This is a genomic window from Ktedonobacter racemifer DSM 44963, assembly GCF_000178855.1.
GTDB lineage: Bacteria > Chloroflexota > Ktedonobacteria > Ktedonobacterales > Ktedonobacteraceae > Ktedonobacter > Ktedonobacter racemifer.
The window spans coordinates 3,250,018-3,270,541 of record NZ_ADVG01000001.1; the positions used below are offsets into that span (position 1 = coordinate 3,250,018).

The 20,524-nt window shown below is 52.4% G+C and carries 17 protein-coding genes and 2 tRNA genes; 13 read left to right on the forward strand and 6 right to left on the reverse strand.

Annotation, left to right across the window (positions count from 1 at the left end):
* The first annotated feature begins 698 nt into the window (after nucleotides 1-698).
* Together KRAC_RS13770 and rsmI are read left to right on the forward strand one after the other, a co-directional pair.
* The gene (locus tag KRAC_RS13770; RefSeq protein WP_007907914.1) at nucleotides 699-2,273 is read left to right on the forward strand and encodes an AMP-dependent synthetase/ligase; all 1,575 of its coding nucleotides are present in this window, start codon (nucleotides 699-701) and stop codon (nucleotides 2,271-2,273) included.
* Nucleotide 2,274: 1 nt separating this feature from the next.
* Complete coding sequence (rsmI, locus tag KRAC_RS13775; protein WP_007907916.1) at nucleotides 2,275-2,985, forward strand: 16S rRNA (cytidine(1402)-2'-O)-methyltransferase; 711 nt, start codon at nucleotides 2,275-2,277, stop codon at nucleotides 2,983-2,985.
* A 66-nt stretch (nucleotides 2,986-3,051) separates the two neighbouring features.
* Here the strand turns inward: rsmI and KRAC_RS61510 are convergent, their stop codons facing one another.
* From KRAC_RS61510 to KRAC_RS13790, 3 genes are all read right to left on the reverse strand, one after another.
* A complete protein-coding gene (locus KRAC_RS61510; RefSeq protein ID WP_007907917.1) occupies nucleotides 3,052-4,278 on the reverse strand; it encodes an FHA domain-containing protein in 1,227 nt (408 codons plus the stop codon).
* 193 nt (nucleotides 4,279-4,471) lie between these two features.
* Nucleotides 4,472-5,398, reverse strand: coding sequence for a malate dehydrogenase (mdh, locus tag KRAC_RS13785; protein WP_007907923.1), 927 nt, complete (start codon nucleotides 5,396-5,398; stop codon nucleotides 4,472-4,474).
* A gap of 137 nt (nucleotides 5,399-5,535) precedes the next feature.
* Nucleotides 5,536-5,946 carry a hypothetical protein gene (locus KRAC_RS13790; RefSeq protein ID WP_157506428.1) on the reverse strand — a complete coding sequence of 137 codons (411 nt, stop codon included), beginning with the start codon at nucleotides 5,944-5,946 and terminating at the stop codon, nucleotides 5,536-5,538.
* Nucleotides 5,947-6,177: 231 nt separating this feature from the next.
* Between KRAC_RS13790 and KRAC_RS13795 the strand changes: the two genes are divergently transcribed.
* The 4 genes from KRAC_RS13795 (at nucleotide 6,178) to KRAC_RS13810 (ending at nucleotide 8,696) form a co-directional block, all read left to right on the forward strand.
* Nucleotides 6,178-6,248: transfer RNA gene (locus tag KRAC_RS13795), tRNA-Gln, on the forward strand.
* Between the two features lie 66 nt (nucleotides 6,249-6,314).
* Nucleotides 6,315-6,385, forward strand: a tRNA-Gln gene (locus KRAC_RS13800).
* Between the two features lie 134 nt (nucleotides 6,386-6,519).
* The gene (locus KRAC_RS13805; protein WP_007907932.1) at nucleotides 6,520-7,665 is read left to right on the forward strand and encodes an AI-2E family transporter; all 1,146 of its coding nucleotides are present in this window, start codon (nucleotides 6,520-6,522) and stop codon (nucleotides 7,663-7,665) included.
* 395 nt (nucleotides 7,666-8,060) lie between these two features.
* Entirely contained in the window at nucleotides 8,061-8,696 is a 636-nt protein-coding gene (locus KRAC_RS13810) for an RNA polymerase sigma factor (RefSeq protein ID WP_007907933.1), read from the forward strand.
* 48 nt (nucleotides 8,697-8,744) lie between these two features.
* Here the strand turns inward: KRAC_RS13810 and KRAC_RS13815 are convergent, their stop codons facing one another.
* Nucleotides 8,745-9,113, reverse strand: coding sequence for a GspE/PulE/PilB domain-containing protein (locus KRAC_RS13815; RefSeq protein ID WP_007907934.1), 369 nt, complete (start codon nucleotides 9,111-9,113; stop codon nucleotides 8,745-8,747).
* A gap of 329 nt (nucleotides 9,114-9,442) precedes the next feature.
* Between KRAC_RS13815 and KRAC_RS13820 the strand changes: the two genes are divergently transcribed.
* The 7 genes from KRAC_RS13820 to KRAC_RS13850 all read left to right on the forward strand — a co-directional run bounded on the left by KRAC_RS13820 (nucleotide 9,443) and on the right by KRAC_RS13850 (nucleotide 18,541).
* Entirely contained in the window at nucleotides 9,443-10,819 is a 1,377-nt protein-coding gene (locus tag KRAC_RS13820) for a lipopolysaccharide biosynthesis protein (protein WP_007907935.1), read from the forward strand.
* The gene (locus KRAC_RS61515) at nucleotides 10,816-12,981 is read left to right on the forward strand and encodes a glycosyltransferase (protein WP_083814629.1); all 2,166 of its coding nucleotides are present in this window, start codon (nucleotides 10,816-10,818) and stop codon (nucleotides 12,979-12,981) included. Before KRAC_RS13820 ends, KRAC_RS61515 begins: the two co-directional genes overlap by 4 nt.
* Nucleotides 12,982-13,101: 120 nt before the next feature.
* Nucleotides 13,102-14,772, forward strand: a complete 1,671-nt coding sequence (locus tag KRAC_RS13830; RefSeq protein ID WP_157506430.1) for a hypothetical protein — start codon at nucleotides 13,102-13,104, stop codon at nucleotides 14,770-14,772.
* Nucleotides 14,773-15,019: 247 nt separating this feature from the next.
* Nucleotides 15,020-15,574: a signal peptidase I gene (gene lepB, locus KRAC_RS13835; protein WP_007907944.1), complete on the forward strand. Its 555-nt coding sequence runs from the start codon at nucleotides 15,020-15,022 to the stop codon at nucleotides 15,572-15,574.
* A 159-nt stretch (nucleotides 15,575-15,733) separates the two neighbouring features.
* Nucleotides 15,734-16,291, forward strand: a complete 558-nt coding sequence (locus KRAC_RS13840; RefSeq protein WP_007907946.1) for a hypothetical protein — start codon at nucleotides 15,734-15,736, stop codon at nucleotides 16,289-16,291.
* A gap of 256 nt (nucleotides 16,292-16,547) precedes the next feature.
* Complete coding sequence (gene lepB / locus KRAC_RS13845) at nucleotides 16,548-17,081, forward strand: signal peptidase I (RefSeq protein ID WP_052568210.1); 534 nt, start codon at nucleotides 16,548-16,550, stop codon at nucleotides 17,079-17,081.
* A 185-nt stretch (nucleotides 17,082-17,266) separates the two neighbouring features.
* Complete coding sequence (locus KRAC_RS13850) at nucleotides 17,267-18,541, forward strand: phospholipase D-like domain-containing protein (RefSeq protein WP_007907948.1); 1,275 nt, start codon at nucleotides 17,267-17,269, stop codon at nucleotides 18,539-18,541.
* A 153-nt stretch (nucleotides 18,542-18,694) separates the two neighbouring features.
* On the opposite strand, the gene KRAC_RS13855 is transcribed toward KRAC_RS13850, so the two are convergent.
* Both KRAC_RS13855 and KRAC_RS74540 read right to left on the reverse strand, forming a co-directional pair.
* Nucleotides 18,695-19,207 carry a peptidylprolyl isomerase gene (locus tag KRAC_RS13855; RefSeq protein ID WP_007907949.1) on the reverse strand — a complete coding sequence of 171 codons (513 nt, stop codon included), beginning with the start codon at nucleotides 19,205-19,207 and terminating at the stop codon, nucleotides 18,695-18,697.
* 83 nt (nucleotides 19,208-19,290) lie between these two features.
* Entirely contained in the window at nucleotides 19,291-20,262 is a 972-nt protein-coding gene (locus tag KRAC_RS74540) for a peptidylprolyl isomerase (RefSeq protein ID WP_007907950.1), read from the reverse strand.
* Nucleotides 20,263-20,524 lie beyond the last annotated feature (262 nt).

The window sequence follows — 20,524 nt, forward strand, 5'->3', positions numbered from 1 at the left end:
TCACGCGATTTTTTTACTACAGCAATTCTTGTATCACTCATGGAATCTACATGAGGCTTTAGCGTAAGAGCATTGACGTAAGACAGGAATTAGCTAGATACTACTTTCTCTCTTGTAGTCTAACATACACTTATGATTTGAGTCAACCCATATTGTACTTTCATCATAGTGTTACTGCATAAAATTTTACATCGGTACATCAGAGCACAATTCAATATTTTTTGAGTTAAAAATCTCTACGTTTTCTATTCATTTTACGATCCCTGCGTATGGTTTTATGCTCGAGTTCCTATACAAATTTCCGCTACAATTTATCAGATTATTTCACAATTATTCATTCTATAGCATGCCTCCTTCTGCTTACCTCGCTATCTTGTATGCTTGCTCTCTATAAGCCTCTCACCACCCTTACATAACTATTTACGTAGCTCTACCAGATGCCTGCTAGAGCGGCCTATAGAAAAGAGAGAAAAACCGCCTTCAGAATTGGAAAACCACGGTTTCATCCCTTTTTCCGGCTATCTCTCGCGCCCATCTTATGATACACTTGATAGATGCGTGTTTGTACCTGTAGCAAGGTTCACATGCATGGTCTTATTTTATTTTTGCTTCCTTTTTATAGCTCAACCTTGCCTATTGTTCAGGTGCAGCGTTGCGCATAACTTCAGTTTCTTGCCAGTACACAGAAAGGCTACGAGATGGAAACTATTCCTCAATTGTTTAACTATGCTGTTGAACAATACCGTAACCAACCCGTACTCCTCGAACCGACCGATGGTAATTCCATATCCATCCTCTCCTATCTCCAGGTGCGCGAACGTATGCAGCAGTTCGCGGGCTATCTTCAAAGCCAGCAGGCACAGAAGGGCGAGCGTATTATGATCTGGTCGGCGAGCCGAGCCGACTGGCTCATCGCCTATTTTGCCGCCGTTCTTCTCGGTATGGTGGTTGTTCCCGTCGACGTCAATAGCAAAGAGGATTTTATCACTCGTCTCATCGAGGCGACGGACGCTCGTTTCTTGCTGACAACGCGGAAACAATTTGAAACTCTCCCCTCGCTTCCTCTGACCTTCATTGATATAGATAATCTTCCTCAAGCCGCTTTTGATCCCTCTGCTCTCCCCACCATCGCAAAAGATGACCTGGCCTCCCTCGTCTTTACCTCCGGCACAACCGGCCAGCCCAAAGGCGTGATGCTCAGCCACTACAATATTACCTCCAATGTTCTATCAGCGGTGGAGGTTGTGGATATTCGTCCACAGGAACGGGCGCTCTCTATTCTGCCACTCTCACATATGTTTGAACTGACAATCGACCTGGCAATCTTTTATGTTGGTGCCAGCGTGACCTATGCTCGCTCCCTGGCCCCTGATACCCTCTTCAGGCTTTTCGCTTCACAGCGTATCACGCTTATGGTCCTGGTTCCCCAGGTGCTCCAACTCTTTATGAATGGCATTGATCGCGAGGTACGGCGCCAGCATAAGGAGAAAATCTGGGAACAGCTCCACTCCGTTGCGGCCCTGCTCCCCTTCTCCTTGCGCCGCTATCTCTTTGGCTCGGTGCATAAGAAACTGGGTGGCCACTTCCGCTTCTTCGTCAGCGGTGGCGCCTACCTGCCGCCCGTGCTAGGAAGCCGCTGGGAGAATATGGGTGTGCGCGTTCACCCGGGCTATGGCACGACCGAGTGTTCGCCCGTGGTCAGCGTCACACGTAAGCATGATCACCATATGGAGTCGGCGGGGCAGCCTCTGCCCGGCGTAGAGGTACGCATCGCTCCCGATAACGAGATCCTGGTGCGCGGCCCGAATATCACGCAAGGTTACTGGAATAACCCTGAGGCAACTGCCGCCGCTTTTGAGGGCGAGTGGTATCGCACAGGTGATCTGGGCTTCCTCGATAAGCAGAACAGGCTCTATATCAAGGGACGCAAAAAGAACCTGATTGTCCTCTCCAATGGGATGAATGTCTATCCCGAGGATGTCGAAAACGCTTTTCAGGGCAATATAGATCTTAAAGATGTCGTTATTATGGGGCTTGAGAATGAGGATCGTGGGCCCGAAGTACATGCCATCCTGCTCATGGAACAGCCTGATCAGGCAAAAGCCAGGGCTGCGATTCAGCAAGCAAACAAGCGCCTGGCGAGCCATCAACAAATCAAGGGCTTTACCATCTGGCCTGAGAGCGATTTTCCTCGCACACATACACTGAAAGTGAAGCGCCAGGAGGTATTCTCGAAACTCACCACACTCAGGAAGGAACAGAAGATACACTAATATGCTCTATCTGGTCGCTACTCCGATTGGAAATTTAAATGACATTACGCTACGTGCGCTCGAGGTCTTGCGCTCAGTCGATGCTGTCGCCAGCGAGGATACGCGCAAGACCGGCATGCTGCTGAAACACTTCGAGATCTCCAAACCTCAGATCGCGTTCCACGCTTTCAATGAGCAACGCGCAGGGGAACGCATCGAAAACCTGCTACGCCAGGGCCAGTCGGTCGCGGTAGTGACGGATGCGGGCACACCCGGCATTTCAGATCCAGGCTATACGCTTGTCCAGCGAGCCGTTCAGGCCAATCTTGAGGTCACGATGATTCCAGGGCCAACTGCCTGTATTATGGCGGTTGTGCTCTCAGGTCTGCCAACCCACAGCTTTACCTTTCGCGGCTTTCCCCCTCGCAAGACTGTTGGGCGCCGCAAGTTTATGGAGGTCGATAAAGACTCACCCCATACACTGGTCTTCTATGAGAGTCCTTATCGCGTGCTTGATTTTCTGAAAGATGCGCTCGAGGTCTATGGCGACCGCCCCGCCGCGCTTGCCAACGATCTGACAAAGATGTTTGAGAAAGTCGAGCGCGGCAGCCTCTCCTCTCTCATCGCGACTACGCCCGAGAGCAAGCTCAAAGGCGAGTATATCGTGGTGATCGCAGGCAAGGGACGCGAAACTAGTAACAGTGCCGATGCGGATGAAGGCGAGGAAGAGTAGTTCGACGCGTAGTATAACATTCTTCGTATCATTATATGTAGATGCTTACTTTAGTAGCGTCGGCCGCTATAAGACATTGGCCGGGATATAGGTGAAGTGCAGCTTGCGTAACTCCTCGGATGGGGACACAAGCGGCACTTCCCAATACACCGGGCGCAAAAAGGTGTGTTCGCCCGCGAGGCGCAAGGCAGATTCCCACTCCTGCTTCATGTATGCCGAACGCGCGGCGTTACTCGACCAGAAGAGCTGAAAGATTGAGGCACTCTTGAGCTTCTGCTCTAACTCTGGTCCCTCCCGCTGCTCTCTTCGTAGCTCCTCCACTTCCCGCAGAAACGGAAAGTCTAGAGTCCTCAACGCCTTGTGAATTGCTCGCGCGATTACCTCATCCTCATGGCTATAAGCCAGGTAGACAGTGTGCAGGCTCTCGGTCGTCATCTGAATACAATTTTCATGCGCAGGCGGCCAGGTATCTAATTCTTTTCCAGCGAACTCAAGCGGCACCTCAAGCAGGCCAAGCAAGAGTGGCCCAGCATAAAAGGCGATACTACAGGTGCGCATCTTCGCCTCTTGCTCTGGCTTGACATAGAAGCGAAAGGTAGCCCGCTGCCAATCTTTCATCCCGTTCCGCGTGATGCGCCGCGGATGAAAGAAGATGCCCTCGCCTTCGGGAACAATCGTCAGGTTCATATCCGGATGGACAAATACTTCGCCTGCATCCGCAGACTCCTCCGTGTCATTCTCGATTTCGTGCAAAAGTCTCAAGGCATCCTGGCGCACCTGCTGCGCGGCATCCGGGCGATGAAGATAGATAAAGAAGGCATTCCATGATCCAATACCAATCAACCGGGGAGAGAAACTCGTCAACTGCCAGGCGGCAGCCGCGCCTGGTTGCGCCACTCTGGCCTCATCCGCCTGAGATCCCATAACTCCTCGTACGGGGAGTATCACAGTGGGTATGTCTTCTATGCGAGGCATCTCAACATCGTGTAGCTCGAACACGAGGATATTGCTCCCGATACGCAGCTCAGCTCCGTGGCGCAAGATATAGGGCCGGTGGGGCGCGATTTTTATCCCATTGATATAGGTTCCATTCGCGCTATCCTCATCGGTGAGAATATATTTCCCTTGCTCAAAGCAGAGTGTAGCATGTCGACGCGATACAAGTCGGTCGCCTGAGAGAGGGATATCATTCTTAGAAGAGCGTCCAATTAACGTCACCGGCTGATCAATGCGATATGCATTGCCATGCTGTCCCTTTACACTCACACTTGCAAGCGGCTGACGTTCTATCATAAGAGCCTCCCCTTCTTGTCCCCGCTGGGTCGCGTTTGAGGCTGGCATTGCGTGCTACACGCGAAATACAATGGCAAATAAGCAAAAACCTTGTTATATTATAACATACACTTCTACGAGCGGTGCGCGCTCCGCCTTTCCCTGGCTTCAGGTAGTGAGAGCACGCACGCTACTCTTTCATGCCAGTAGAAGGCTAGATGCCCATTACATGCACCAGTTCCTTGACGGCATCGGCCGATTTGGTGAGCTGTTCGCGCTCACTGGGGTTCAGCTCGATCTCAATGACCTTCTCCAGACCCTTTGAGCCGATTTGGGCCGGCACACCCACAAAGAGATCGTGAATGCCGTACTCACCCTGGAGGTAGACCGCGCAGGGCATGATCATCTTTTTATCTAGCATGATGGAATCAACCATCTGCAAGACGGAGGCCGAGGGCGCATAGTAGGCGCTACCCGTGCCCAGCAGCTTCACAATTTCAGCGCCACCATCGCGGGTGCGTTGTACAATCTCTTCAATACGTTCAGGCGAGATAAGCTGCGAGATGGGTACGCCCGCGACCGTACACATACGTGCAAGCGGAACCATGGTATCACCATGCCCACCCAGGACATAGGCCTGAACATCGCGTACCGAGGCTCCGACCTCTTGCGCGATAAAGGTGCGGAAGCGCGCGGTATCCAGCACACCCGCCATGCCAAGCACACGCTCACGTGGGAAGCCGCTGACCTTGAGCGCGATCTGCGCCATGGCATCGAGAGGATTGGTCACACAGATAATGATACAGTCGGGTGAATATTTGACCACTTGCTCGGTAACCTGCGAGACGATCTCCTGATTCTTTTTCACCAGGTCGTCACGCGTCATTCCGGGCTTACGTGGAAAGCCAGAGGTGATAACGACGATATCGGAACCGACGGTATCGGCGTAATCGTTGGTACCAGTTACCTGTGTATCAAATCCAAGCACAGGTCCAGCTTGCATGATGTCAAGCGCCTTTCCCTGTGGCATATTAGGTACGATGTCAAACATGACTACATCAGCGTAGTCACGCTCTGCCAGGCGCTGGACAAGAGTGCTGCCTACAAAGCCGGCTCCTACGACGGTGATTTTTCTTCGCATTGACGCGTCCTTTCAAAACTCTCTCTTCGGAACACCCGAGCCCTGCGCGCTCAGGTGTTCCGAAGAGAGAGTAAACCAGTATTCTACTTTCTCTTTATTGTATGCCCTGGCGCATCCTTATGGCAATTCTCCGCCATCTATGAGTCTTTAAACTGCTCAGACTGCACAAAGGTACGCGTCTGCTCCACCTCTTCTGCACAGAGAGGACAGACACGGAGGTGGATCTCAGTCTCGTCTGCGCGCGTTTTCTCCAGCAAACCAGCACAATAATAACTCAGGGTCTCACTGGAGGGGCAGTCAAATCTATAGAGCTTTTGTACCAGGTGGGCATTCAAACGTTGATACATCTTCCTCTTTTCCTGGCACCGCTCGCAGCGAGCAATATGATGAGTCAGGTCGTCACTTAATGGCTCCCCCGCTACCGCTCGCTGCACGATTTCTTCTTCTTGTGGACACGGCACACCAGGTCCACGCTGCATCTTGCCACCTCGTTTCTGGCTCTCTCCCTGGTCCCAGGCTATCAAGTGCGACTTTATAAAAACCATCATAAGCTCCTTTGCCCCTATGCTTTATTGTGCATAGGCGTACAAAATGAACGTTCACGCTCGCCAAAATCCGCGTGGCACTTCCTGGTAAGGATACGTTTGTATCGATGCTTCTGGTTCAGAACCAAAAGAACTTTCTGAGAAGCCCAGTTTTTCCCCTTTGCCCTCTTGACAACGCAACCATGTTACGGTATCATACTGACGTCAAGAGCGTCAGAGCTTTGGCAAAGAGATTGGGGTATCGTTCAATGGTAGGACGGCTGACTCTGGATCAGTTAATTGGGGTTCGAGTCCCTGTACCCCAGCCCATCAGGAGAGGTGATTCACCTCTCCTCCTCTTTGACTCTTAGCTTCTACACACACCAACACATTGGGGTATCGTTCAATGGTAGGACGGCTGACTCTGGATCAGTTAATTGGGGTTCGAGTCCCTGTACCCCAGCCCATCAGGAGAGGTGATTCACCTCTCCTTTTTTCTTGCCCTTCTCCACCTAACCCACACTCCCTCTGCTACAATAGCTTGTATAGTGGTATTCTTACTATTTGTTCAGCCTTTATTGAGGGAGACTCTGCTCTATGGCCAAAGATGCACCCGAACTTCCAGATAGGCAACCAGGCCTCACCCAGAGACAACGCCGACAGAAGTGGGCCACCAGGCGCGATATTCCGCTAACCTACCTGGCCTGGAGCGCCTTCATTATCCTCGTCTTCTGGCTGGCCTCCCACATCACAAAGGCTTTGCTGATGCTGGCGATTGCGGCTCTCTTTGCCTTTGCCCTTGCCCCTCTGGTAAAACTACTCCAGCGCATCATGCCACGTATCGTGGCGATCCTGGTTGTCTATTTAATCGTGCTTTCAGCGTTTAGCCTGCTTGGCTACATTACCTTGCGCGCAACGATTACACAAACGCATGACCTGCTGCGCTACATGCAAAGCCTGACCGAGCGACATGGAGGCCAACCAACACAGCTAGAACGTTCCCTGGGAAACTTTGGCATCACACGTGCACAAATAAACGAGGGCCGGCAATTTCTACTTACGCGTGGCGAGGAGTTTACCCGCGACGCCATTCCCTTTCTACGCAGCTTCCTTGAATTTCTTATCGATACCGTTATCGTTGCCATTTTAAGCATCTATCTGCTCATTGATGGCACACGCGTGATTCAATGGTTGCGCCGCAATACCCCCCAGGCCGCACGCGCCAACTTCTTGTTGGATACCCTGCAACGTGTGGTTGGCGGCTATATACGTGGACAATTTACGCTGGCTCTGCTGATCTCGGTACTGGTTGGCCTGGGCATGGGCTTCATTTTCCACCTGCCCTATGCCTTCCTCCTGGGTATACTGGCCTTTATTATGGCTTTCATTCCAGTCCTTGGCACCTTTATTTCAGGTGCGGTCTGCATCCTCATTGCGTTAACCCAGTCCTGGGTTACAGCCCTCCTTGTCCTGGTATACTTTGTCTTCATACACGTTATCGAGGGCGAGGTGGTGGGTCCCCGTATCGTCGGCAAGTCTGTTGGACTTCATCCTATTGTCTCGCTCTTCGCACTGGTCGCCGGTGGCGAGCTTTTTGGCATCTGGGGTACACTCTTTGCCTCACCCATAGCTGGCGTCCTGCAAACCATCATTATTGTCCTGTGGAGCGAGTGGCGCACACGCCATCCCGATCAGTTTGCTCAGACCAGAGAACAGGTTAAAGAAGCAGCTACAGGAGAGTAACGTCCGAGTAAAAAGGATGGCGAGGGGCATAATGTCCCTTGCCATCCTTTTTTTCCCAACCAAACATTGCACAAAGTCATTTCACATATACATCAAACATTGTACAAAAACAATAACAGAAGCCACAAAACACTTCTATTGCAATTTTAATCCTCCAAAATAAGCCATTTTCTATGCACAAAGATTACACATGTGCAAATTCGTGAGTAGGCACACCTTGAACGCACCCTATCATCGTGCTATATTCTGTCCAGAGTGTGCATCACTCATGCATATGAGGAGGTTATACACATCATGGTGACGCTTACAGCCCAGCCTGCACCTCTCGTATCTACAATCGATACGCCTGCGATACATACATCCACCATCCCTACTCGGTTAGAGAGGGGCAAGATATGGAAATGACCAGTGAACTGACGCCCGAGCAGAGACAGCAAGAAATCACTGTGAGTTGTGCGATCCAGGGTGATCAAAAAGCCTTTGAGGATATTGTGGAGCAGTATGGCAACTTGATGCTGCGTACAGCGACGCTAATTGTTGGGGATCGTGATGTGGCCGAAGACGTTGTACAGGATGCATTCATCCTTGCCTGGAACCATCTCACAGATCTGCACAAGGCGGGCGCGCTTCGCCCCTGGCTTATGCGTATCGTTGTCAATCAATGCATCAGTTTTAAGCGGCGCCTCGCACGCAATACTGCCTTTGTGCGCCAGACACTCTTAGAGCAGGAAACAGACCTGATCGCCCAGGCAGCCGATGACTTCAAAGGAAAGATGGAACGAGACTGGGACCTGGCCCAGGCGATTAATAACCTTCCTATGAAACAGCGTGTTGTCATCGTGCTTCACTACTACAATGGGATGACACTGCCGGAGATGTCACGCTCACTCAAGACCTCCGAAAATACGTTAAAGAAGCGCATTCAGGCCGCGCTCAATAACCTGCGACGCACATTGCGCACCCCCGATATTCAGCCGGTAGACGCGGGCTTTGCTTACCCAGCCTCTCGCGCGGCTTTCTCTCTTGCTTAAAGTATATGAAAAGAGAGAAAGCCGCCAGTGCAGGCGGAGCCGCTACCCTTAAGCCAGAAGCACGCCTCGCCAGTAGTGTAGTAACTCGTCAAGGATTATATCCGCGCAACGCACTTGAAAAATACGCTTGTGCGTATGCTTCTGAAGCCGTGTCAGAATGTCACTAGCGAGACAGTGGCCAGTAGCCAGGGTGACCGCCCCCCGCTCGATACCTACTGGCACACAGCGATATTCATTCGCGAGCTCGTAGGGAAATAGGTGAAGCAACCTGCGAGAAGGATAGCAGGTTAACTGTGGCAAATAAGGCAAAAAACCTACCTCATGCACCTCGATATGAATGATTGCATGGAGCTTCTCGCCCCCCACACGCTCTTGAATCACCATGCCACACTCACTAAGACTGGTCTGTTCTCTCACTCCGCCACTCCTCAACATCAACTACGCGCAACAAACCTTGGAAAGAGGACCGTCTTTTATCCTAAAAGCACACACCCTCTCTATACATAATACTGCTTGCTACTACCATGTGCCTCACATATCGACACAACTATACATTACCCTACAATGATCTATTATGGTACATTATGGTACACAAAGTGCACCTCTACAGGCCTTTCCCGAACTCTCTGCTACAATGAAGGAGAGTATGGGTTCTGTTTTGATACTCTGGTTTGTATTTTTTATTTTGTGGGGTTGGGATTCGATGTTGCTTTGTGGTAACGTGGTGCGGTATGGGTGGAGGGGTCATGCTCTTACCACGCTCAAATAATATTCGCTCTCATTTACAAAATATTCACCTCCCGGGTCTGTTCTCTGATCGTGAACAGGGAGTTTTCTTACTTCCAGGCTACTGGCATCTCTATGCGACTCTCTATGCGACACTCATTACATGCTGCACACAGGTGCTCATTATTCGTACGCTCGGACCCGATGACTTTGGCATCTTTGCGTTTGTGCAGTGGCTCGGCGCGTTGGTGATCCCTTTGATTGGCATAGGGGCCTCAGCACCTGCTAATCAGCATATCGCAGGCACGCAGAGTCATGAAACCCCTCGCCTGGTAGCCGGAATCTTCTATTTTCTCTGGTGCCGCCAGTGCCGCCATATCGGCTTCTATATCCTGGCCTGCCTGATCCTCGTCACTCCTGTTGCCTGGTTCTTCCACATACCTAGTCGCTCTCTCCTTCTACTCGGCAGTCTCTCGAGCCTTCCCCTGCTCTTTAGCAATATTGCCGGGGTAACGCTGCGTGGTCAGCAACGCTCAGATCTCCTACTCATGCTGCAAATTTTTGGAGCCTTTGTCAGCTTTCTCCTGGTGGTTGTCGCCCTGCACATCGATGGTGAACAGATTGGCATCTTTTTACTGGCACGCGCCATCGCGGATACTCTTACACTGGTCATGGCTATGATCTGCGTGCTGCGTCTGCTACCAGTCAGCCAGGCTCATGCTCCCAGTCACCTTTTCCGCGAGCGACTGGTACGCAAGATCAGAAACTCACCGCTCTTCTTTCTCATTGATGCCATCGTCTGGCAACGTAGCGAGCTCCTCCTCCTGGCTCTCTGGTATCGCCCCGCTTACCTGGGCTTCTATGCGCTGGGCGCACTACTAAGTAGCTGGCTGATGAGCTTGATCCCGCTGCTTTTTTCGACCTTTCTCGCCCCACTCTGTACCCAACTGCTCCTGGTCTCACGCGCGCACTGGCTCTGTAGCTCTCCCCAACAACAATTTATCCGTACGTCATGCGCGATGGCAGTCTTAGCCTTCCCTCTCTGCGGCCTTATCATACTGCTCTGCCCCTTTCTTATTCAGCTCTGCCTGGGGCCAGAGTTCCTGGAGGCAGTCGTACCGTTGCGTATCCTGTTGGTCTCCGCCGCCTTTGGGAGCGTGGCTTCGGTCAGCACAACCTACCTGGCAACCTACCAGCAGCATCCCTTACGCCTGCGCCTGGGATTATATGCTGCCATCCTCAACATTCTGCTCGCGATCCTGCTTACTCCCTATTGGGGTCTTTCAGGCGCGGCCATCGCCAGCGCCAGTGCACAAATTCTCTCGGCAGTGGGGTCGATGCTGCTCTGCCATATTTCGCTGAAAAAGCAGGTGGCGCTAGTGCCCAAGGAGGTATGATGACACTTCACCAGTACCATTCGCCAAATACCGATGCCCATATCCAGTCGATTGCGGTCTATCACTCCCAGGGGAGGCCACAGCTACCGCGCTTGAGCATTATTCTCTGTACATATAACCGCCGCAACCTGGTTCTCTCGGCGCTCTCCAGCCTGCACCGCCAAACATTGCCACCACACCTCTACGAGGTGATTGTAGTTGATAATGGCTCAAACGACGGGACGGCCGAAGCCATACAAAACTATCTGCAATCACTCTACGATAAACGTACGCCATCCGAAAAACGCTGGCAGGCACGCTGCATCTCTGAACCCCAGAATGGGCTGGCCTACGCGCGCAACACGGGACTGGCTCATGCACGTGGAGAGATTGCCGTCTTCATGGATGATGATAGCATCGCGGATGCCAACCTGCTAGAGGCACTGCTACTCGCTTACCACGAGACCAACGCAGACGCCATTGGTGGACGCGTCGATATTCGCTGGGAGGGCGATCGGCCTTACTGGCTCTCGGACGAGTTATTGGATGTCCTGGGTTATTTTTCGCCCTTTGGTTTCGAGCAGAAGCGTCTGCCAATGCCACCTGGTCTCGCGTTTAGCAATTGCTGTTTCTCCGTAAAAATCAAATCACTGCGCAAGGTGGGTCTCTTCTCGCCCTATATTAGCAAACGCCTGCATAGTCCTACCAACTTGGATGTAGAAGAGTTGTGCCAACGCCTACGCCAGCATGACTGCCAGCTCTGGTATGAGCCACAGGCGCTGGTCTTTCATCGCGCGCCAATTGTACGTCTACAAAAAGCCTTCTTTCTAGGGCGAGCTTACTGGCAGGGACGTGCTGAAATCCTGGCCCGCTATGCCTGTCAACCTCGCGCCGATGCGCCAGCACCCTCCACGACACGCCAGATCCTCCTGGCAGCATTTATGGAGTGTCTGAATATTCTCAATATGGCCTGTATCCAGCGCCCTCTGATCGTGCTTGCTCACAAGCCGACTTCGGAGTATATGATGGCGGCGATGGAGCGGGCACGGGCCGCGGGCCGACTGCGACAGCTCATCCAGGCGCTCTACCATGCCCCTGCCGAAATCACGCTTCCCTCGGTTCTCTTTGTACGTCCCAATAAAGAAGAACAGCCACGCGTTCTCGATTATTTAAAAGATGAGATTCCCCTGGTCACGAAAAAGCGGGTCATTCCGCTCAACTGGCTCTGGCGCCATCGTGCCTATCAGCAACGCTCCATTGGCGTGGTCCATATCTACCAGCCAGGCGCTTTCAAGCTCTCCTGGCTTGCGCGACGACGCCTCCTGTTTTCGCTCTGGGTGGCGCGCCTCCTGGGTGTTACCATCGTTGCGACGGATGCGGGAGGCTGGTGGCACAATTTTCCGAGTCGGCGTGCCCGTAAATGTCTGGAGATTGAGTATACTCTTCTCTCGAGAAGTAACGCGATTCAGGCTTTCACGCGCCAGCCCCAGGACCTCTATGCCGAGAAAGGGCTGCGCCAGCGTACCTATGGCCTCTCCTATCCCGGCTCACGTGGGGCCAATCCCCCCCTTATTTTGCGAGAGCAGGCGCGTAAGCAACTTGGCCTGACCGAACCCAATACCTTTATCTATCTCTGTCACACGCATTTGCACACTGAGAGCGAAGTCTTACAGCTCATACAGGGCTTTCAAGAGGTACAACAGGAGATGGCCAATCGTGAGCCAGAGCCTCTCCAACTGCACCTGCTCCTGGCAGGCCCTCCCGCAACCAAACGCTTCACGCGTAAGCTCAAACGCATTGCCTACGTGGATGAGCATGTTCATGTGTATCCCCAGGCGCGCGAGGCTGATCTTCCGCTCTACATGGGCGCGTGCGATGTAGTGATCTTTCCCCACAGGGCGAATATCACTGTTGGCAACCTGCAAGCTGCGATCCAGGCTGCATCCTATGATCGACTGGTTATCGCGCCTACACTGCCACGCTACCAGGGGATGCTCCCTCTACACGTCGGTATTTATTACCAGCCTGAAAGTCCTTCATCGCTGTCAGAGGCGCTCCAGGCTGCCACGCGTCGTCACTATCATCCCACCACAGACGAGCTTCAGTCTCTGGATTCTGTGATTAGCTGGCGGCGTTATGCGCAAGAGCTTATAGATCTTTATAAGAAACTTATCTTCCATTGACATCTTATTTTAGACAACGTATGCTTGAGTTGGGGTAGTGGGGCAACTTCACTACCCCCGACATTCTTCCCTGGATGCAACCACTAGGGCTGCTCTAACGTTAGGAATTTTATGTTGTTCTTGAAGAGATTTCGCATCGGCATATCTGAATTAATCTTGCTGGCCCTGGTTGTCGTGGCTATTGTCCTTCGTATTGCACTTATTTCTCTCAACTGGCCAACGACGAACAGCGATGAGAGCGTCATCGATCTAATGGCCCTGCATATCGCCTTTCGGGGCGAACATCCCATCTTTTACTATGGGCAATCCTATCTTGGCTCTCTGGAAGCCCACCTGGCCTCTCCATTTGTTCTGTTGCTTGGTCCATCGGTCTTCACAGTGCGCCTGCTTCTGGTCACGCTTTTTGCGCTCTTTCTCATACTCCTGTATAACCTGACCAGTAAGCTCTATTCACGGAAACTGGCCCTCTTTAGCGTCCTGCTTCTAAGCTTTGGCTCGCTTGATATGTTAATTCAAGAGCTTAAAGCCTTTGGACGCTATCCCGATATCCTGGTTTTAAGTACCTCGCTGCTGCTGCTGACCGCGCACCTGACCCTGACTACCCCTACCGCCACGCTCACAATACGCCGCCGTCTCCTCTTCTTACTTGAGGGTATACTCTGTGGCCTGGCCGTCTGGACCGATCAGATTACCCTTCCGTTTGTGGGACTGTCCCTGCTGCTTCTGCTGGTCTTCTGCCGCAGGGAGGTCCGTGGCTGGAATCTTGTAGGCATGCTGGCTGGCTTTCTGCTGTGTATCTCGCCCATGGTGTATTACAATGTATCTATGCCTATCACGCACAATACCTTCAACGATATTATCAACGTGAATAAAGCCATGGCCGATGAGATGGTAGCCCATAATATCTCTCCCTGGCGGCGCCTGGTCGGCTCACTCCTCTTTGCCCTACCCGCGATTACCGGCTTTAACCCCGTATGCGCGCCTGAGAATCTTCCTCTCTTTGGCCCGACAACGGTCGCCACTTTTACCTGTAGCATCACGCAGGGCCTCTGGTCTCTAGGCTACCTGGTGCTCTGGGGAAGCGCAACTGTGATGGCGGTGACCTCGCTCTGGCGGCACTGGCCACGCCAGGTACCACTGGCCAAGTCGCCAGCCTATCGAACGCTCGTGCTGGAGGCTCTGCGCCTGTCCTTGCTGCTCAGCGCGGGCGCGATTCTACTGCTCTATACGGTGAGCGCCTCCTCGGCGGTCAATCCTGGCCCGACGGCACGTTATCTCTTGAGCATGTGCGTCGCGCTCCCTGCCATACTCTGGCCACTCTGGCGGGGCATCCAAACGCTGGCGTTTCCAGAAAAACGAGGCGAGCGCCTCCTCTTCTTCGCTCGCGTGGGCGCGCTCCTGCTTATCCTGGTCATGTTAGTTGTGGGGACCATTCGTACCCTCGCTGATACGCCCAACGCACAGGCCACCTACGAGCGCCAACAAACCCTGGTGTCGTACCTGCTGTCACACCAGCAGACGCGTATCTATTCGGAGTACTGGACGTGCAATCGCCTGATCTTCGCATCAGATGAAAACATTCTGTGCAGCAATCTCGATTACAACCTGGAACCTGGGCAGAATCGTTATCCTGAGTATGCGACGATAGTGGGCCAGGCCCCTTCACCAGTCTATGTCTTTCCGCTGACCTCCTTGCAAGCACATAATTTTGAGGTCACAAGGTACGCGTCAGATCCAACGCATTACCGGCGTGAAACGGTAGCCGGCTATGTCATCTATTCCAGGCGCTAGAAAGTGGAGAGAGCATGGGAGGATACACCTCCCCATGCTCTCTACTTTCTAGCAAGCTCATAGACTTTCAGCTATAATGACAGACAATGGCATTCTCTGTCGCAGGATACCCTATCCACAAAGCAAGCCCTCATCAGCGAGGCCATCTTTACCGCATAAACCTGGGTCGTGCGCACATGCCATCCACGTTTTTTAAGCCAGCGGCGCAAAACCCTTGACATAAAAAAAGAAAAGGCGAGGTTCAACGTTGAAACAACCACGTTCCCATCTTGTACGCGAACTCGTAGAGATCATTGTCCTCACACTCTTGATCTTCTTTCTGATCCGCCTGGTTGTGCAAACCTACCAGGTCGATGGGCAAAGCATGGAGCCTTCACTCAATGCGAATCAGTATGTGCTCATTAACAAGGTAGCCTATATCTTTAAGGCCCCTGAGCGCGGTGATGTCATCGTCTTTCACTATCCGCGCGATCCTCGCGTCGACTATATCAAGCGCATCATTGGTCTGCCTGGAGACACGGTTCGCATAGATAGTACTCATGTCTGGGTAAATGATAAACTTCTTGATGAAAAGGCTTATATTAGTGCGCCAGTCAATCCTTTTGCTAAAATATGGAAGGTGCCACCCGGTCAATACTTTGTACTTGGCGACAATCGACCTGTGAGCGATGATTCACGCTACTGGGATTATGTTCCCAAGGCCAATATTATCGGCAAGGCTGTGCTCGTCTACTGGCCTGTTAACAAGTGGCAATTTATTAATACTCATTCCGATACCTTCGCGGGAGTCGGAAATCAGTAATTCGCCCGTGCCTTCAAGCGCTTCACGACACGTGTAGTGGCGAATGCCATAGCGCAAACAGTTTGTTTGCCAAAGCGTTACCACTACCGTGCACTACCCCTACAGGTAACGCGAAGTGTGCCGAAGCGTTACATTGTATAAGAGGAATACAAAGGTTCTATGCGTAATCGATCTTCTTACGATCCCAATGAGGATGCTAGTGTCTACGCTCCTCCAGCCAACGCGGCCAGTCGCGCCCTGACTATGGGTGTGATCTTTGGCCTGATTGGCGTCGTGCTCAACGTGATCATCAACTTTTTGAGCGTACCCGCCTATGCGAACCAGGCTCGTGAAGCCTCCGCTGGCCCCTGGACTTATCTCGCCCTGGGCCTGGGTTGCCTCGCCCTTATCATTAATATCGTCCTTTGCTTTATCGCGGGCTTTATCACCGGCAAACGTATCATCGTACGCCGCCCTGCCTTCTGGACTGGTGTTGTCGCCGTCGCTATCATCTATATCGCCAGCTTTCTCTTACGCTATATCCCCGGTTATCCTGGCAATATTTCGGGACAACAATATAGCGGCCAGGTTGCTGGCGGCATCGCGGTTGAGTTGGTGATCCTGGTCATAGGCTGCCTCTTTGGTGGTATCTTCTCGCAGTGGGGAGCGATACGCGCGACCTTAAACCATCCCTACTATTATGGGGCGGAAGAAGAAGAGGAAGAGGAAGGGGAATAGCCTACTTTCCACCTCACGTCTCCCCAAACATAGCCACTCGGTACTACTCCAGTCACCTGCTTAGCTATACTGTTAAGTAGAGAATGTCATGAGCAAGTTCTTGGCTTGGCCCCTCGCACCTGCGGCGCTCGCCTTGTTTTATTAAGTGGTGTGGTGCAGGTTGGCAGCCTGCGGCTGCCAACCTGCACCACACCACTCAATAAAAATAATTGTATGCAGGTTTCCGAGAGGGAGTATGTGGAGAGGGAGTGGTGTATTGAACCAGCGACAGTTTGTGCGAGAATGCGTCGAGATTGCCGTCTTTGTGGCAATCCTCTTTTTTGCCTTCCGTATCATCCTACAAAGCTACCAGGTGACCAGCACAAATATGAGTCCAGCCATTGTCCAATCTTCGCTGGTGCTGGTCAATAAGCTGGCATATACTACGCATAATCCTGAGCGCGGCGATGTGATTGTGTTCCGCTATCCTCGCGATACACGTATCGCCTATATGCAACGCGTCATCGGCCTGCCGGGCGATAGCATCCTTATCAATGGCGAACATATCTGGATCAACGGTCGCCAGCTCCATGAACCATATACACGGCTTTCTTATGACAATCCCTTCGCCAAAACCTGGCAGGTTCCCTCAAACCAGTACTTTGTGCTCGGCGATAATCGCCGCACCAGTGACGACTCTCGCCTCTGGGACTTCGTTCCGCGCGACTATATTATCGGCAAGGCCGCTTTTGTCTACTGGCCCCTGGACCAGTGGCAATCCGTCAATAACGTCTCCGATGCCTACCGCTAAAGAGCCTGTAGGGTCCATGCCGGCATGGACTCTCCTGCGCTTAGAAGGCCGCTGTGTCCGCCGTCCATGCCGGCATGGACCCTACAATTTGGTGATCAAACCACTAATGGACCACTTTGTATAGTAATAGTGGTACGCTTTTTTGTCCATGGAAGCAAACAGTCAGACTGGAGGGTTACTATTGTATGTCGGCGCCTGAACACATTCCCAGGCCAACCTCCCGGCAAGCACGCTTCTCGCTCTCCTGCTTGCTCTGCTGGCTGCTCATGGCAATCTTTGCGCCCGCCCTCGTGGTCAGTATGATCTTACTGGTCGTGGATCAGCGACGCAAGCGGGCACGTCCCCAGGGACATCTTACCCGCATCCCGACCTCCCCCGTCCACGTCGTCAATTCCGAAGTCAAGCTGTACACCTATGGAGAGGATCTCTACGCGGATATGCTTGCAAGTATCAAGGACGCGCGTAAACATATCTTCATCGAGACCTTTATCTGGAAGGGTGATGCAGTGGGACGGCAATTCAGAGACGCGTTAGGTCATGCAGCGGCCCGAGGTATCGAGGTCTATGTCATCTACGATTCTTTCGCCAATCTCGTTGTACCACGCGCCTTCTTTGCCTCTTTTGCGCCACAGATTCACATGCTGGCCTATCCCTTTCTCACGCTCCCTTTCAATCCCTTGAGTCTGGCCAGCTACGCACGCGATCACCGCAAGATCCTGGTCGTTGATAGTCACGTGGCCTTCCTGGGTGGCTATAACATTGGCAGTCTCTATGCAAAGCACTGGCGCGATACGCAGGCGCGCATCATTGGTCACGATGCCTGGGAGGTTGAGGCCACCTTTGTGGATTTCTGGAACACCCATCGCACGCGAGATCTACCACGGCTGGCGGCAAGTATGAAGCGTGATTGGGACCCCTATATTCAATTCTTTCGTAACGAACCCTCCGTTCTGACCTTCCCCATCCGTGCCTCTTACTACGAGGTCATTGATCGGGCGCGCGAGCGGATCTACCTGACGCAGGCCTACTTCATTCCCAATCGCTTTTTCATCCGTCTGCTCTTCAAAGCTGCCGAGCGTGGCGTTGATGTACGCATCCTCCTGCCAGCCATCTCTAATCACGTTATCGCCGACTGGCTGGGACGTGCCTTTTATACGGCCTGTCTTAAGGCTGGCATTCGCCTCTTCCTCTACCAGGACGCCATGGTGCACGCTAAAACCGCGACCATCGACGGCATCTGGTCAACGGTCGGCACCGCCAATATCGACCGCCTGAGCATGCTTGGAAACTATGAAATCAACCTCGCCATCTATAATCGCGAACTCGCGACCCAGATGGAAAGCATCTTTCATAACGATACAACCCACGCCCGTGAACTATCTCTGGCAGAATGGGAGAGCCGTCCACGTCTCTACAAATACGCCGAGTATCTCCTGCGACCACTCCGCCCCTTCCTCTAAATTCTATCCTGCCTATTTTTCCAGGTAAAATAATGTGGAGCATGTACATTCTAACCCTTCCCCAGGCAAAATAATGTGGAGCATGCTGGCAGCCGTAGGCTGCCAGCATGCTCCACATTATTTTGCCTGGGTGAGCGCCGCGGGCGCGAGAAGTTATTCCTCGATGATATCGATGGACTTAATCTCATCTCCGGGGCGTGGATCACGCTGTGGATCGCGCTCGCGAATAGCCATCAGCACATCCATGCCATCAACGACCTGGCCGAAGACGCCATGACGACCATTGAGGTGAGGCGTGGGACCATGCGTGATAAAGAACTGAGAACCGTTTGTGTTTGGCCCCGCGTTGGCCATCGAGAGAATACCAGCCTTGTCATGCTTAAGGCTGAGCGCGCCCTGCTCGTCATTGAATTTATAGCCGGGACCACCCATGCCGGTACCCGTGGGATCACCACCCTGGGCCATAAAACCGCCAATGACGCGATGGAAAGTGGTGTTGTTATAGAAACCCTCGCGCGCCAGGAAGACAATGTTGTTGACTGTTATTGGCGCCTGTGCGGCGAACAGCTCGATACGAATATCGCCCTTGCTAGTATGCATGACGGCGGTATATTTCTTCTTGGGGTCAATCTGCATTGCAGGTGCACTATTATACTGCTTTGCCACGAAAAACATCCTCCTAAAACTAACAACAAAAAAACAGTGCACTGTGTACAGACACAATGCACTGTACCCCTTACATTGTACCTTTAGGAGGCAGGAACAACAAGTACGTGATTCATTACATCAGAGGTAATGTTCTTGTTGCTATCGCTTGGACCTTGCAGGGCCAGAGCGACGTCCATACCTTTGACAACCCAGCCGAAGGTGTTAAAGTTTTGTCCCTTCAGGCCAGTGGAGTTGTCGCCAGTGTTAAGGAAAAACTGACTACCAGAGACTTTATCGCTGCGCGCCATTGAGATCGTGCCCGCGGTATAATCGCCATTTTTCCCCGTCTCGTCAGGCAGAGTATAGCCAGGGCCGCCCGTACCATCACCCTTGGGATCACCACCCTGGGCGATCTGAAGGTTGCCAGCGTCTTTCATAACACGATGGAAGGTCAGCCCATCATAGAACTTGTTCTGCGCCAGGTAGACAAAATTATTGACCGTCTCAGGCGCCCACTGGGGCATCAGTTCGAGGACGATCAACCCGCGATTGGTATTGATGCCAACGCAGTAGGTCGTCTTCTGGTTGATGGTCATAGCTGGGGCCTTATCGTAGCTGTGCTTAATTTTGTCCTTGTCTGCGGAGCTAGGAGCCGCGGAGGTATCAGTAATCTTGCTCAGGATACCAGACTTAAGACAATTAGAACTGGTGAAGGCCTGTTTATGATCCGCTGGCATACTCGCGACTACGGTGGTTGCCTTCGCTTTCACATCTGGAGCGAGCGTCGCAACGGCTGGTGCCTTCTTCGCGTTTGAAGCTTGTTTAGCTGGGGGCGCAAAAGGGCCAACGTGGTTGAAATACAGGAGGGCGACGCCGGCTGCGATAATCAGGATAGACATGGTAATCGCCCATGGATATCGTGCTATCCCACGAGCTGGCGCTTGCTGCTTTGGAGTCCGCCGCTGCTGGGACTGCTGGGCAACTTTTGGCTCAACCGTTGGCAGTTCAGTAGCGTGCGCTTTCGCTATGCGCGCCGCCCGTTTTGTGGCTGTACGTTTTGTCGTCTTTGGCATGGGTTCTTAGCGATGCTCCTTTTTTCTTATGTGGTGGTCCTCTATACCACATAATTCTTTGTGTTATAATAAACCTCTTGCATGGTTGGGTCAAGCCCTGGACCAGGCTACTATTTCCTTCGTTCTCGCTCTCTTCCCCATTTGACTCCCCTCATACATCTCACTTCCTCCTAGGACAGGTTTCCCCCTCACATACCAACTTTCCTACTTGTACTTATCCACAATCATGCCAATTTTTGTGGATAAGTATGTGGATAAGTTC